Origin of the sequence: Streptomyces sp. NPDC051684, from assembly GCF_044453445.1 — a bacterium.
Lineage (GTDB): Bacteria > Actinomycetota > Actinomycetes > Streptomycetales > Streptomycetaceae > Streptomyces.
Window position 1 is genome coordinate 1 of the sequence record NZ_JBITCS010000015.1, and the last position, 13,505, is coordinate 13,505.

A 13,505-nucleotide genomic window follows, 5' to 3' on the forward strand; every position below is an offset into this window, starting at 1 on the left:
CCTGGCACGCACGCTCGCGGCGTTGTCGTGGGTCGACGACGCTCCGCGTCGCCTCCCTCCTCCGTCTTGCGATCGCACGCACCAGGCCCCGCTCCCTGATCCGGCCTGATCCAAACGACAAGCCCTAGGGCGATCACCGCACCAGGGGAGGCGACCGCCAGCAGCAGGCCGGCCAGCGACGGGCCGATCACGGCGGTGATGGACTCCGAGATGCGCAGGGTGGCATTCGCCTTCTGCACGTCCTGGGCGATGCGCGGGGTGATGCTGGCGACTCCGGGCTGGAAGATCGCGCTGCCCGCCCCGACCAGGGCCAGCAGCACCAGGATCTGCCACAGCCGCGGCGTACCCAGCAGGAACAGCAGTGCCAGCACCGACTGGAAGCACAGCCGGGCGGTGTCCGAGACGACCATCAGCCGTCGGGCGCCGTAGCGGTCGGACAGTACCCCGCCGAAGATGATCAGTGCCGCGAACGGTGCTATGAGCGCGGCGAGCGCATAGCCCACGCCACTCGCCCCGTAACCGGCCCGGATCACGGCGGCCGTGGTGGCGACGGGAAGCATCGCGTCGCCCAGCAGAGAGGTGGTGCGGGCGGCGAAGAACAGCCGGAAGTCCGCCGTCCACAGTGCCGGACCCGACGGGCTCTCCTTGACGTGCAGGTCACGGGCCATGTCCGAGCCGGCCACCCGTCAGTCACCCACCGTGCCGTCGGCCAGCTCCCGCAGGACGTCGATGTGTCCGTTGTGGCGCGAGGTCTCCTCGATCAGGTGCATGAGGATCCAGCCGAGGGTGACATGGGTGCCGTCCCTGACCTGCCGCTTCGCCGTCGCCAACAGGTCGGTGTCCGCGACGAGTTCGCGATAGCGCGCGCTCTGCTCCTCGTACTCGGCGACGAGTTGGGGGACGGGGGTCTGCGCGCCGAGGCGCATCTCGCGGTCCGGGTCCTCGTCCGTCCAGGGGCCCGCGTCCTCCTCGCCGAGGAAGATCACCTGGATCCAGTGGTACTCGACCCACCGGAGGTGGTTGATCAGGCCGCCCAGTGTCATGAGCGGCGAACCGGGCAGCGGTGCCGCGCCCCCGTGCTCGGGCGCGAGGTCGGCGCACTTGGCCACGGCGGTCGCGCGCGCGTAGTCGAGGAAGGTCGTGAGCATCGTGCGCTCGTCCCAGGACGGCGGCATGTCGGAGCGGATCATGACGTGATCCTGACATCCACCGGCAGGGTGCGGTAGCGGTTATCGCCGCCGCCGGCCGGTCATGCGGCCCCGGCCCCGTCGAGGCGCTCCCGCAGCGTTCCCGCGAACTCCTCCGCGCGGCCCAGCTGTTTGCGAAGGTCCGCGACGCGGTCGGCCGCCGCCTGTTCGAAGTGGCGTACACGGTCCAGGAGTTGCTCGCGCTCGGCGCCCGCGGGCGGCGGGGTCGCGTCGAGGCGGTCGGTGGCGTCCAGGAGGTCGCGCATCTGGTCGAGGGTGAAGCCGAGCGGCTTCATGCGGCGGATCACCATCAGGCGGGCCACGTCGGTCTCGGTGTAGAGCCGGAAGCCGCCCTGGGAGCGGGCGGACGGGATGACGAGGCCCGTCTCCTCGTAGTGCCGGATGGTGCGCAACGACAGCTCGGTCCGTGTGGCGACCTCGCCGATCTGCATGTGCTCGCTGCTCACGCGGCGCCTTTCTCCGTGTCTCCTTGGTGTCACCGAGGCCACAGTCGGCGACGCCGATCTCTACCCTAACGTCAGGGTAGAGTTGCTGATCGTCAGGGATGGCCGTGCGCCGCCCGCTCTTTCCGTACGCACAGGCCGCGCGATGCCGGTGTGCCCGACCACGACAGGTTACTTTCTCTTGTCCCCCTCCTCCGCCCCTTCCGTCCCGTTCCCGGCTGCCCGGCTGCGACGCCTGCGCCGCCCCGACTGGTGGTCCGACCCGAAGGTGTGGCGCACCGAGATCCTGGCCGGGCTCGTGGTGGGGCTCGCGCTGATCCCCGAGGCGATCTCGTTCTCCGTCATCGCGGGTGTCGATCCGGAGATCGGTCTCTTCGCCGCGTTCACCATGGCCGTGACCATCTCGATCGTCGGCGGGCGGCGCGCCATGATCTCGGCCGCCACCGGCGCCGTCGCGCTGGTGATCGCCCCGCTCAACCGGGAGCACGGGTTCGGCTATCTGGTCGCCGCGGTGATCCTGGCCGGTGTCTTCCAGATAGTCCTGGGCGCGCTCGGGGTGGCGAAGCTGATGCGGTTCGTGCCGCGCAGCGTGATGGTCGGCTTCGTCAACGCGCTCGCGATCATGATCTTCATGGCGCAGGTGCCCGAGATGACGGACGTGCCCTGGGCCGTCTACCCGCTGATCGTGGGCGGGCTCGCGCTGATGGTGTTCTTCCCGAAGGTCACCAAGGTGGTGCCGGCCCCGCTGGTCTCGATCGTCGTGCTGACCGTCATCACCGTCGCCGCGGGGATCGCGGTGCCGACCGTGGGGGACAAGGGCGAGCTGCCGTCCTCCCTGCCGGTGCCGGGGCTGCCCGACGTGCCCTTCACCTTCGAGACGCTGAAGATCGTCGCGCCGTACGCGCTCGCCATGGCGCTCGTCGGCCTGATGGAATCCCTGATGACGGCCAAGCTGGTCGACGAGATCACCGACAGCCGCTCGTCCAAGACCCGCGAATCGATCGGCCAGGGCATCGCCAACATCGTCACCGGCTTCTTCGGCGGCATGGGCGGCTGCGCCATGATCGGCCAGACGATGATCAACGTGAAGGTGTCCGGCGCCCGGACCCGCCTGTCCACGTTCCTCGCGGGTGTGTTCCTGATGGTGCTGTGCGTGGTATTCGGGCCCGTCGTCTCCGACATTCCGATGGCCGCGCTGGTCGCCGTCATGGTGATGGTGTGCTTCGCGACGTTCGACTGGCACTCCATCGCGCCGAAGACGCTGAAGCGGATGCCGGCCGGCGAGATCGTCGTCATGGTGCTGACCGTCGTGGTCGTGGTCGCCACGAGCAATCTCGCGACCGGTGTCGTCATCGGCTCGATCACCGCGATGGTCATCTTCGCCCGCCGCGTCGCCCACGTCGCCAACGTCACCTCGGTCACCGACCCCGACGGCGGCCAGGTCGTCTACTCGGTCACCGGTGAGCTCTTCTTCGCCTCGTCCAACGAGCTGGTGACGCAGTTCGACTACGCGGGCGACCCCGACAAGGTCGTCGTCGACCTCTCCGCGACCCATGTCTGGGACGCCTCGTCGGTCGCGGCGCTCGACGCCATCGAGACGAAGTACGCGGAGCGCGGCAAGAGCGTCGAGATCGTCGGCTTCAACCCGGACAGCGCCGCCCTGCACGGGAAGCTGAGCGGCGAACTCACCGGCAGCGGCTGACCCCGCTGCGACAGCCTCCCTGCTCTTTGGACGAGCGAGAGGCACACGGTGCGGGTTCGGGTGGGAGAGCGACGCGTACGCCGGTGGGTCCTGCTGGGGGTGTCGGCGTTCGGCGGGATCTTCCTGGTCGTCGGGGTGATCCTCGAGTGGTCCTCGGTCTCGCTGCTGCGGACGGCACCCCGCACACCTTCCGCAGCTCGACGGGCTCCAACCCGCCCGCGTACGAGCAGGGGGAGCGCGACGAGGTGCTGTACCGGGCCGACGATCCCGAGGACGCGCGGATCAACGGCTTCCTCTCGCTGTGGCTGCTGCCGCTGATCTTCGGCGGAATCGGCCTGATCGTCGCCGCGGTGGCGGCGGTCATCGCGATGGTGGGCCGCCGGCGCGCGTGACCCGGAACGGGGCTACTTGGGCTCGGTCGCGATCTGGATGAGGTTGCCGCAGGTGTCGTCGAGGACGGCGGTCGTGATCGGGCCCATCTCGATCGGCTCCTGGGTGAAGTGCACGCCGAGCGCGGTCAGCCGCTCGTACTCGGCCTGCACGTCGTCCACGGCGAACTGGGCGAGCGGGATGCCGTCCGCGATCAGCGCGTCCCGGTAGGGCTTGACGGCCGGGTGGCCCGAGGGCTCCAGGAGCAGCTCGGCGGCGTCGGGCTCCTCGGAGGACACGACGGTCAGCCAGCGGGCCTCGCCCAGGTCCACGTCGTGCTTCTTCTTGAAGCCGAGGATCTCGGTGTAGAAGTGCGCCGCCTTGGCCTGGTCGTCGACGAAGACGCTGGTCATGTGGATCTTCATGGGGTGCTCTCTTCCGGTTGGGGCCCCGTGCTGCCTGGCTCGAGCCACCGCTGCGATATCTCGCGCAGCGGGGCGGTGTTCAGGTCGTGAAACTTGTAGCGGCCCTCCCGCCTGGTCTCGACGAGCCCGGCCGCCTCCAGCACCGCGAGGTGCTGGGAGATGGCCTGTCGGGACAGGTTCAGCTGATGCCTCATGGTCAGCCGGGAGCAGATCTCGAACAGTGTCTGCCCCGACTTCTGCGTCAGCTCGTCGAGGATCGTGCGGCGGGTGGGGTCGGCCAAGGCTTTGAAAAGGTCATCGGCCACGACCCCAGCATAGGCAAGTGTTCACTTGCCTATCAACCGGAAGGGTTCGGACGGGCTACTGGGTGCGCCCCGCGACCTTCTCCTCGAACGCGGCGAGCGCCGCCGCGCCGACCGCCTTGTCCTGGTCCCCGTTGCCCCCGCTGACGCCGACGGCGCCGATGACCTGGCCCTCGTACACGATGGGGAAGCCGCCGACGAACGCGGCGAAGCGGCCGGGGTGCATGTGCTGGATGCCGAAGGCCTCGTTGCCGGGGAGGGCGGGGCCCTTCGGTGTCTCGTTGAAGAGGTGGGTTGCACGCTGGTGGCCCGCCGCGGTGAACGCCTTGGCGATGGCGATCTCCACGCCGGTGAGGCGGGCGCCGGTCATACGGTGCAGGGCGATGGGGTGGGCGCCGTCGTCGGCGATGCAGATCGTCTGCTTCACGCCGACCCGTGCGGCCTCGGCCTCGGCGGCCTCCAGCATGATCACGGCGTCTTCGAGGGTGAGGCGGTGGATGGTGTGCATGCGGTCCCTCCCAGGGGGCGTACGCGTACGTGCGGGTACGTAGGTGTCAGCGGTCGGCGAGCGCGTCGCAGTAGACCGTCTTGGTGTCCGTCACGAAGTCGAGCGCGCCGCGTCCGCCCTCCGGGAACGCGCCGGAGCTGGAGGCGCCCCAGCCGCCGAACGGGGGCGCGACGCCGTTGCCGGTGGTGCGCTGGTTGACCTTGACGATGCCGTGCCGCGCGGCGCGCACGAAGCGGCCCGTCGTGCCCAGGTCGCGCGTGTGCACGGCGGTGACGAGGCGGTGGGCGTCGTCGTTGAGCGCGGCCAGTGCCTCGTCGGGGCCGGCCACCGGCACGACGGAGAGCAGCGGTCCGAAGACCTCCGCGGTGATCACGGGGTGGTCGGCGGGGACGTCGGCGAGCAGCGTCGGCAGCAGCCAGTGCCCTGACGGGTCCGCGCCGGGGACCAGGGCGCCCTGCGCGACGGCCCGCGCGCCCGCCGCGAGCGCCGAGTCCAGGAGTCCGGCGACCCGGTCCCGCCGGGCCGCGGTGGCCGCCGGACCCATCGCCGCGGCCGGGTCGTCGCCGGGACCGACGGTCAGCTTGGCCGTGCGCTCCGCGAGCAGTTCGGTGAACTCGGCGGCCACGGAGCGGTCCACCAGGACCCGGTCCGTCGCCGTGCACACCTGCCCGGTGAGGCCGAAGGCACCGGCCGCCACCTCGGTCGCCGCGTGCTCCAGATCGGCGTCCGCGCACACCAACGCCGCGTTGTGCCCGCCGAGTTCGAACTGCGTGCGGACTCCGGCCCGTACGGTGCGGTGCAGCAGCGCCCCCGTCCGGTCCGAGCCCGTGAAGCTGACGGCACGCACCTCCGGCGCACCGACCAGCGCCGCCATCGCCTCCGGATCGTCGCCCTGCACGACCCGCAGCGCCTCCTCGGGCACCCCGCCGCGATGGCAGGCCGCGGCGAGGCGGGCGCCGACCCCGGGTGTCACCGGCGACGGCTTGAAGACCACCGTGTTGCCCGCCGCGAGCGCGGGCGCGAGCTTGCGGGCCGCGAGCGACAGCGGGAAGTTCCACGGCGTGACGGCGACGACGACACCGAGCGGAACGCGCTGCGTCCAGGCGGCGACGCCCGCGGCCTCGGCCGGGTACGTGGTGCCCTCGACCATGAAGGCCAACTGCGCCGCGAGCCTGAACTGCTCGACCGTCTTGGCCACTTCGCCGCGCGCGGCGCCGAGCGTCTTGCCCTCTTCGGCGCAGATCAGGGCGGCGATCCCGGTGGCGTCCTCGGCGAGCGCGGCCGCCGCGCCGTGCAGCGCCTCCGCGCGGCGGCCCGCCGTCGCGTCAGCCCAGCCGGGGAAGGCGGCCGCGGCCGTGCGCACCGCTTCGGCAGCTTCGGCCGCGCTCGCGGCGGGTACCTCGGTGACCTGCCGGCGCGGTGCGGCCGGGTCGAAGGACGACACCACCGCCGGTGGCCGACTCCGGGAGATGGTCTGGTGCGCAAGTGGCTTCTGAGTCAAGATGACCTCCACGTTCTCGTCGGCCCCGACCGCGTCATCGGCGTTTTCCCGTGCCCCCAGCATTCGTCGCGAAGGTGCCGGGCGGCTTCGTACATTCCGCACGTTCGCCGCAGGAGGATGTAGGCAGATGGCACACGACGTAGCGCACAAAAGGGAGTTGACGGTCGAAAGGCTGCTCGCCGAGCCCGCCGTCGGAGGGCGGCTCCTCGGCGGGAAGGCGGGGCTCCGACAGGCGGTGACCTGGTGTCTGCCGCTCGCCGAACTGCCGCCGGGGCCAGGACCGGAACGTCCGGCGGCGGGCGCGGACCTGGCCGGGATCGTGGTGTTCGCGCCGGTGGCCGAGCTGACCTGCGCGCCCGACTGTCGGCGCCTGCTCGCGGGGCTCGCCGCACGCGGTGTCGCCGCCGTGCTCGCCCGCCCGCAGCCGCGCGCCGAACCGGACTTCGGGCCGCTGATGCGGGCGGCGGACGCCGCGGACCTGCCGCTGGTGCGGCTCGCGCCCGAGGCCACGTACCACCACATCGGGCGGCTCGTGGCGACCAAGACGATCGCCGACAGTGCCCATGTCCTCGAGTACGGCGTGCGTGTGCACCGCACGCTGGGCGAGGTGTTCGCGTCCGGTTCGGGGCTTCCCGCGCTCGCCCGGTCGATGGCCACCCTCGCGGGCGCCTGCGTGCTCATCATGGACGAGGCGGGCGGGCTGCTGTCCCGTGCCGAGCGGGAGCGCACCGCCGCCGACGCGCGGTGGCAGGAACTCGCGGACGCCGTGCACACCGAGCAGGGGCCGTTCGTGGCGGCGGCCCCGGGGCACGGCCATGCCACCGCCACCGACCTCGACGTGTCCTGGGGTGACGAGCGGGTGCACGTGGTCACCGCCCAGGTGCGGGTCGCGGGCGAGCCGTACGGAACGGTGGCCGTCGTCGAACCCGATGCGGCGACCGCCGCGCACGACCTCGCCCAGCACCGGGTGATCGTCGAACAGGGCGCGCCCCTCGTCGCCTCCGAGATCCTGCGGCAGCGCTCGGTCGTCGAGGCGGAGGAACGGGCGCGCGACGACTTCCTCGACACCCTCGTGCACGGCCGCTTCACCGACGTGCACGAACTCGGGGCCAGGTCACGGCACTACCGCTTCGACACGGACGCGGAGCACGCGGTGTTCGTCGCCTCGGTGCCGTACGCGGGCCCGGTCAGGGCGCAGTCGCTGCCGCGCGCAGTGGGTGCGCTGCGGGGCGGGGCCGGGTTCACGATGGCGGCGCTGATGGGGCAACTGCTCGTGGTGGTGGCCGAGTTCGGTCCCGATGCGGGCAAGGGAGCGCGGGCGCGGTTCGGGCGGCAGCTCCAACGGCTCGTCTGCGAACGGATGTCCAGCGGGGTGCAGGTGGCGTACGGGCGGGCCGCGCTCGGGGCGGCCGGTGTCGCGGCGAGCTACCGGGAGGCGCGCATCGCCCTGGAACTGTCGGGACGGGTGCGGGTGGCGGAGGTGTGCGGCTACGACGAGCTTCAGGTGTTCGCGGCGGTCGAGGCGGCGGCGAACTCGGCGCAGGGCCGCGAGTTCGCCCACGAGGTGCTCGAACCGCTGCGCCGCGCGGACGGCCAGACCGGGAACCTGGAGGAGGTGGTGCTCGCCTACATAGCCGAGTCGGGCAACCTCAACGCGGCGGCCCGCCGCCTCCAACTGCACCGCAACACCATGCTGTACAAGCTCGAACGCGCATCGAGGGCCCTCGGCATGGACGTACGGGTCGCGGAGACGCAGTTCACGGTGTGGCTCGCCCATCGGATCGAGACACTGAACGACTCGCTGCGGGTGCTGCAGGCGGAGCTGGCGCCACCGGCGTAGCCGCCTTCGCGCGGGTGCCGGTGTCCCGCCCGACCGAAGCCACCACGACCGCCACCGCCGCGAGCCCCGCGCACACCCCGAACATCCGCACAAGTCCGGCTGGTTGGGTGCCGAGCAGCGCCACGGACGCCGCCCCCAGCGACGTCGCCCCGAAGCGGACCAGGCTGAACAGGCCGAGACCCGCGCCCGTCCGCCCGGCCCGCGAACGCGAGGCGCCCGTGGCCGCCGGGGTCTGCACGAACGCGATGCCGGCCCCGGTCACCACGAGCGCGCCCACCACCGGCCGGACACCCACGCCCAACCCGGCCCCGACCGCGAGCAGCACCGCCCCGCCGAACAGGGCGGCGAGTCCCCACCGCATGACACCCCGGCCGCCGAACCGCTCCGTGCACCGCCCGGCCACCGGAGCCAGCGAGGCCATCGCCAACGGCAGTGCCAGGACGGCAAGCCCCGTACGGGACTGCGACAGGCCCTGCGTGCCGACGAGGTACGCCGGGGTGGCCAGGAGCACCGCGCCGAGCACGAACATCTGCGCCGCCGCCGCGAACGACGAGCGCACATAGCGGAGTTCCACCAGTTGGCGCGGGACCAGGAAAGGAGCCGGACGACCGCGCTCGACCAGCAGGAAGGCGCCGAGCGCCAGCCCTCCGCAGGCCGCCGCGCCCCACACCACGGGCGCCCCCGGCCCCTGCGACGGCAGCGCGGAGGCCGCGACCAGCAGCAGCCCCGCCCCGCACGTCAGCGTCCCCGCCCCGACCCCGTCCAGACGCGGCCGTGCCCGCGCGAGGTCGTCGCGGGGGAGCAGCAGCCATCCGCCCACCACGACGAGCACGGACAGCGGCACGATTTGCCAGAACACCGCGCGCCAGCCCAGGAGTTCGGACAGGAGGCCGCCGGTGGTCGGTCCGAGCGCCTGCCCCGCCCCGTTCGCGGCCGCCCACAACGACAGCGCCCTGCCGCGCCGTTCCTCGCCGAGCACCTGCACCACGAGGACCATCACCACCGGCAGCACGGGCGCCGCGGACAGGCCCTGCAGCATGCGGAACGCCACGAGCAGCGGCAGGTTCGGGGCCAGCGCCGCGCCCGCAGCGCCGAGGATCATCGAGGCCATCGACGCGCACAGCACGCGCCGGTGCCCGAACCGGTCGCCCAGCCACCCGGACAGCGGCATCAGCGCCGCGAGTGTCTCGGCGGCCCCGCGGTCCTCGCCCTGCCGACGGCCCCGGCGCGCGCACGCCGACCCGTGCGCAGCGTGGTGCGCGAACGCGCGGGCACCGTCGCACGCCCCGTCCTGCGCGCGTCCCTGCGCAGTCCCGTCCTCGCCCCCGCCGTCCGCACGCTGATGCCCGGGCGCGCCAAGCGGCTCACCCGCCTCCCCGCCTTCCACCCGACCGCCCGCACACATGTCACCGCCGAGGGTGACATCGTGGTGGACGTCGCCGGGCTGCACACCACCGGTGCCGCGCTCGTCCTGAAACAGGGCGAAGAGGAGCTGAGCCTGCCGCTGCGCCCCGAGGGGGACGCCCTGCGTGCCCGCCTCGGCCGCGCTCAGGTGCTGGCCGAGGGGGAGTGGGGCGTGCATGTGGAGCGCACGGACGACGGCGCACGTCGCCGGGCCGACGCCGTGATCGTCGAGAGCGCGGAACTGGTGGGCAGGGCGCCGGAGTTGACCAGCGGTCAGGTGGTATCCCGCATCCCCTTCGCCACGGACCGGGGACGGCTCGCCGTACGCGCGTGGGCCCGCCCCGCACACCTCGAGATCGGCACCGTGGACACGGGCGGGCCCGCCCTCATCGTGGAGGGCCGCACCATCGGACGGCAGCTGTGCGACAGCGCCGTGGTGGTGGCATCGCGGCGCGGCGAGGACACCATGTTCGAGTCGGCGGAGGTCGTGGTCTCCGGCGACCACGTGTGGTTCTCCGTACCGCACGCCGGCTTCGCCGAACGGTGCGGGGCCGTCGGCGGGGACCGCGAGATCTGGGACCTGCACGTGCTCGACGGCGGCGCGCGGGTCCCCGTCGGCCGTATCGGCGGTGACATGGCCCGGCGCAAGGCGACCGACCTGTTGTCCCCCGGCCCTGCACGAGGCGGTCGGGGGACAACAGGTGCGGATCGGCCCCTACTTCACCGCGGGCAACGCCCTGGCGGTGACGGTCCGCGAGACCACTCCCGCGACGGCCGACCGGCCCGGCGCGGCGGTGAACGCACAGGGCGCGGGGAGCTGCCTGGCCGGGGTGTCCTAGGGCCTGTCTTCAATCTCCCGTCGTCGCCCGGAGGGCGGCGCCGCGGCGCCTGGTGCGTGCCAGGCGCCGCGGCGCAGACGGAAGATTGAAGACAGGCCCTAGCGGGCCAGCCCCACGCCCGCACGGGCGGAGGCGACGTCCTGCTTGCGGATGCGGCCGCCGACGCCCGTGCCGGTGACGGTGGACAGGTCGACACCGGAGCGGGCCGCGAGGCGGCGCACCAGCGGGGTCGCCAGGGCGGGGGAGACGGGGGCGGGCGTGCCGCTCTCCTCCGTCCCGCTCGTCCCGTTGCCCGCCAGGCCGTAGCGCTCGGCGGCCCGCTGCGCGGCGTCCGGATCGACCTCGCCGCGGGCGGCCAGGGTGCGCAGTACGTGCACGACCACGGACTCGGCGTCGACGCCGAAGTGGCGGCGGACGTTGGCCCGGTTGTCGGAGAGGCCGAAGCCGTCGGTACCGACGGAGGTCCACTGCTGGGGCACCCACGGGGCGATCTGGTCGGGCACCGCGCGCATCCAGTCCGACACCGCGACGACGGGGCCCGGCGCGTCGGCCAGGGCCTCGGTGACGTACGGGACCCGGTCCGCTTCCTCGGCCTCCATCGCCTCGCGCCGCAGCAGGGTCCAGGACGGCGCCGACCACACGTCGGCGGCGACACCCCAGTCCTCCGCGAGCAGTTCCTGCGCCCGGAGGATCCAGTGGATCGCCGTGCCGGAGGCGAGGAGCTGGACGCACGGGGAGTCGGCGGCCGGCTTCGTGGCGGCGCGGTAGCGGTACAGGCCGCGCAGGATGCCCTCCTCGACACCCGCGCCCTCGGGCATCGGCGGCTGGAGCTTCGTCTCGTTGTAGACGGTGAGGTAGTAGAAGACGTCCTCGGTATCCTCCCCGTACATGCGGCGCAGACCGTCCCGGACGATGACACCGACCTCGTAGGCGAAGGCCGGATCGTAGGGCAGGCAGGCCGGGTTGGTGGAGGCGATGAGGTGCGAGTGGCCGTCCGCGTGCTGGAGCCCCTCGCCGGTCATGGTGGTGCGTCCGGCGGTGGCACCGATGACGAAGCCGCGGCCCAACTGGTCGGCGAGCGCCCAGAACTGATCGGCCGTCCGCTGCCAGCCGAACATCGAGTAGAAGATGTAGAACGGGATCATCGGCTCGCCATGGGTCGCGTACGAGGTGGCGGCGGCGGTGAAGGAGGCCAGTGAACCGGCTTCCGTGATGCCCTCGTTGAGGATCTGACCGCTGGTCGACTCCTTGTAGTAAAGGAGCTGGTCGCGGTCGACGGGCTCGTAGGTCTGGCCCTTGGGGGAGTAGATCCCGGCCGAGGGGAACAGGGACTCCATGCCGAAGGTGCGGGCCTCGTCGGGCACCACGGGCACCCAGCGCGGGCCGGATTCCTTCTCCCGCATCAGGTCTTTGACCAGCCGGACGAACGCCATCGTCGTGGCGATCTCCTGGCCGCCCGAGCCCTTGGCCAGGGCCTCGAACGGCTTGGGCGGCGGGGCCGGCAGCGGGCGACGCGCGACGCGGCGCGCGGGCGCCGGGCCGCCGAGCGCGCGGCGCCGCTCGTGGAGGTAGGCGATCTCGTCCGAGTCGGCGCCCGGATGCGCGTACGGCACGAGGTCCTCGCCGAGCTTCGCGTCCGGGATGGGCAGCTCCAACAGGTCGCGCATGGCGCGGAATTCCTTGCCGGACAGCTTCTTCATCTGGTGGTTGGCATTGCGCGACTCGAAGCCCGGGCCCAGCGTCCAGCCCTTCACCGTCTGGACGAGCACGACGCTCGGCGCGCCCCGGTGGTCGACGGCCGCCCGGTACGCGGCGTGGATCTTGCGGGGTTCGTGGCCGCCGCGCGAGGTGCCCACGATCCGGGCGAGGCCCTCGTCGGAGTACGGGCGGGCGAGGTCCGCGAGCGGCCCGGCGAACAGCCGCTCGCGGATGTACGCGCCGTCGCGCGCGGCGAACGTCTGCAACTGCCCGTCGGGCAAGGTGTCGAGGGCGTCGAGCAGCAGCCCGTCGGTGTCCGTGGCGAGCAGCCCGTCCCACTCCACGCCCCACGGCACCTTGACCACGTTCCAGCCGGCCGCGCGGAACTGCGCCTCCAGCTCCTGCATGATCTTGAAGTTGCCGCGTACGGGGCCGTCCAGGCGCTGGAGGTTGCAGTTGACGACGAAGGTGAGGTTGTCGAGCTCCTCGCGGGCGGCGAGGTTCAGCGCGGCCGTCGACTCCGGCTCGTCCATCTCGCCGTCGCCGAGGAACGCCCACACATGGCTGCGGCTGGTGTCCTTGATGCCTCGGTGCTGGAGGTAGCGGTTGAAGCGGGCCTGGTAGATCGCCGAGAGCGGACCGAGCCCCATCGACACGGTCGGGAACTCCCACAGCCACGGCAGCCGCCGCGGATGCGGGTACGAGGGCAGTCCGCCGCCGCCCGCCTCCATCCGGAACCGGTCCAACTCGCCCTCGGTGAGCCGCCCTTCGAGGAACGCGCGGGCGTAGACACCGGGGGAGGCGTGCCCCTGGACGTAGAGCTGGTCGCCGCTGCCGTCGGCGTCCTTGCCCTTGAAGAAGTGCTGGAAGCCGACCTCGTAGAGCCAGGCGGCGGAGGCGTAGGTGGCCATGTGGCCGCCGAGACCGCCGCGATCGTTGCCGCGGGTGACCATGACCGCGGCGTTCCACCGGTTCCACGCGGTGATCCGCGACTCCATCGACTCATCGCCGGGGTACGCGGGTTCGGCGTCGGTCGGAATTGAGTTGACGTACGGGGTGGTCGACGGCGGCGGCAGCGGCACGCCCGCCGCCAGCGCGTGGTCGACGACGCGGCGCAGCAGCCGGCCCATCCGGCGCGGGCCGACGGCGCCGACCGCGCCGTCCACGGAGGCCAGCCACTCGGCGACCTCCTGGGGGTCGGGCTCGGGGAGCTGGTCCAGCTGATGGTTGCGGGACCTCGGAGATGTCGAAGGCATCGGGGACATG

General features: G+C 72.5%; 13 protein-coding genes. 4 read left to right on the plus strand and 9 right to left on the minus strand.

Features of this window, described 5'->3' with window-relative positions; genetic code table 11:
- The 3 genes from ACIA8D_RS19155 to ACIA8D_RS19165 all read right to left on the minus strand — a co-directional run.
- A partial coding sequence (locus tag ACIA8D_RS19155; RefSeq protein WP_399233584.1) for an MFS transporter occupies nt 1-683 on the minus strand: 683 nt, incomplete at its 3' end.
- Between the two features lie 3 nt (nt 684-686).
- On the minus strand, nt 687-1,190 hold the full coding sequence (locus ACIA8D_RS19160; RefSeq protein WP_399233587.1) for a DinB family protein: 504 nt from the start codon (nt 1,188-1,190) through the stop codon (nt 687-689).
- A gap of 59 nt (nt 1,191-1,249) precedes the next feature.
- The gene (locus ACIA8D_RS19165) at nt 1,250-1,654 is read right to left on the minus strand and encodes a MerR family transcriptional regulator (RefSeq protein ID WP_399233588.1); all 405 of its coding nucleotides are present in this window, start codon (nt 1,652-1,654) and stop codon (nt 1,250-1,252) included.
- Nucleotides 1,655-1,832: 178 nt separating this feature from the next.
- On the opposite strand from ACIA8D_RS19165, the gene ACIA8D_RS19170 reads away from it, so the two are divergent.
- Together ACIA8D_RS19170 and ACIA8D_RS19175 are read left to right on the plus strand one after the other, a co-directional pair.
- Nucleotides 1,833-3,353, plus strand: a complete 1,521-nt coding sequence (locus tag ACIA8D_RS19170; RefSeq protein WP_399233590.1) for a SulP family inorganic anion transporter — start codon at nt 1,833-1,835, stop codon at nt 3,351-3,353.
- A gap of 146 nt (nt 3,354-3,499) precedes the next feature.
- On the plus strand, nt 3,500-3,745 hold the full coding sequence (locus ACIA8D_RS19175) for a DUF3592 domain-containing protein (RefSeq protein WP_399233592.1): 246 nt from the start codon (nt 3,500-3,502) through the stop codon (nt 3,743-3,745).
- A 12-nt stretch (nt 3,746-3,757) separates the two neighbouring features.
- Here the strand turns inward: ACIA8D_RS19175 and ACIA8D_RS19180 are convergent, their stop codons facing one another.
- The 4 genes from ACIA8D_RS19180 to ACIA8D_RS19195 are packed head-to-tail and all read right to left on the minus strand — an operon-like array spanning nt 3,758 to nt 6,458.
- Complete coding sequence (locus ACIA8D_RS19180; protein WP_399233593.1) at nt 3,758-4,147, minus strand: VOC family protein; 390 nt, start codon at nt 4,145-4,147, stop codon at nt 3,758-3,760.
- The gene (locus ACIA8D_RS19185; protein WP_399233595.1) at nt 4,144-4,452 is read right to left on the minus strand and encodes an ArsR/SmtB family transcription factor; all 309 of its coding nucleotides are present in this window, start codon (nt 4,450-4,452) and stop codon (nt 4,144-4,146) included. The genes ACIA8D_RS19180 and ACIA8D_RS19185 overlap by 4 nt, the downstream gene beginning before the upstream one ends.
- A gap of 55 nt (nt 4,453-4,507) precedes the next feature.
- Nucleotides 4,508-4,957 (minus strand): heme-binding protein, encoded by a 450-nt coding sequence (locus tag ACIA8D_RS19190; RefSeq protein WP_399233596.1) that lies wholly within the window; start codon nt 4,955-4,957, stop codon nt 4,508-4,510.
- 46 nt (nt 4,958-5,003) lie between these two features.
- Nucleotides 5,004-6,458, minus strand: a complete 1,455-nt coding sequence (locus tag ACIA8D_RS19195; protein WP_399233598.1) for an aldehyde dehydrogenase family protein — start codon at nt 6,456-6,458, stop codon at nt 5,004-5,006.
- A 127-nt stretch (nt 6,459-6,585) separates the two neighbouring features.
- Here ACIA8D_RS19195 and ACIA8D_RS19200 point away from each other — a divergent pair, with 127 nt between their 5' ends.
- Nucleotides 6,586-8,298: a PucR family transcriptional regulator gene (locus ACIA8D_RS19200; RefSeq protein ID WP_399233600.1), complete on the plus strand. Its 1,713-nt coding sequence runs from the start codon at nt 6,586-6,588 to the stop codon at nt 8,296-8,298.
- Here ACIA8D_RS19200 and ACIA8D_RS19205 read toward each other — a convergent pair.
- Nucleotides 8,216-9,469: an MFS transporter gene (locus ACIA8D_RS19205; RefSeq protein WP_399233601.1), complete on the minus strand. Its 1,254-nt coding sequence runs from the start codon at nt 9,467-9,469 to the stop codon at nt 8,216-8,218. The genes ACIA8D_RS19200 and ACIA8D_RS19205 overlap by 83 nt on opposite strands.
- On the opposite strand from ACIA8D_RS19205, the gene ACIA8D_RS19210 reads away from it, so the two are divergent.
- Nucleotides 9,431-10,630, plus strand: a complete 1,200-nt coding sequence (locus ACIA8D_RS19210; RefSeq protein ID WP_399233603.1) for a hypothetical protein — start codon at nt 9,431-9,433, stop codon at nt 10,628-10,630. The genes ACIA8D_RS19205 and ACIA8D_RS19210 overlap by 39 nt on opposite strands.
- 9 nt (nt 10,631-10,639) lie before the next feature.
- Here the strand turns inward: ACIA8D_RS19210 and aceE are convergent, their stop codons facing one another.
- A complete protein-coding gene (aceE, locus tag ACIA8D_RS19215; RefSeq protein WP_399233604.1) occupies nt 10,640-13,504 on the minus strand; it encodes a pyruvate dehydrogenase (acetyl-transferring), homodimeric type in 2,865 nt (954 codons plus the stop codon).
- Nucleotide 13,505: the final 1 nt, after the last annotated feature.

What these genes read in the sequence shown, in the direction of transcription:
- ACIA8D_RS19160 (WP_399233587.1), bottom strand. Translation starts at nt 1,190, where the DNA reads ATGATCCGCTCCGACATGCCGCCGTCCTGGGACGAGCGCACGATGCTC.
- ACIA8D_RS19180 (WP_399233593.1), bottom strand. Translation starts at nt 4,147, where the DNA reads ATGAAGATCCACATGACCAGCGTCTTCGTCGACGACCAGGCCAAGGCG.
- ACIA8D_RS19190 (WP_399233596.1), bottom strand. Translation starts at nt 4,957, where the DNA reads ATGCACACCATCCACCGCCTCACCCTCGAAGACGCCGTGATCATGCTG.
- ACIA8D_RS19200 (WP_399233600.1), top strand. Translation starts at nt 6,586, where the DNA reads ATGGCACACGACGTAGCGCACAAAAGGGAGTTGACGGTCGAAAGGCTG.
- ACIA8D_RS19205 (WP_399233601.1), bottom strand. Translation starts at nt 9,469, where the DNA reads ATGCCGCTGTCCGGGTGGCTGGGCGACCGGTTCGGGCACCGGCGCGTG.
- aceE (WP_399233604.1), bottom strand. Translation starts at nt 13,504, where the DNA reads ATGTCCCCGATGCCTTCGACATCTCCGAGGTCCCGCAACCATCAGCTG.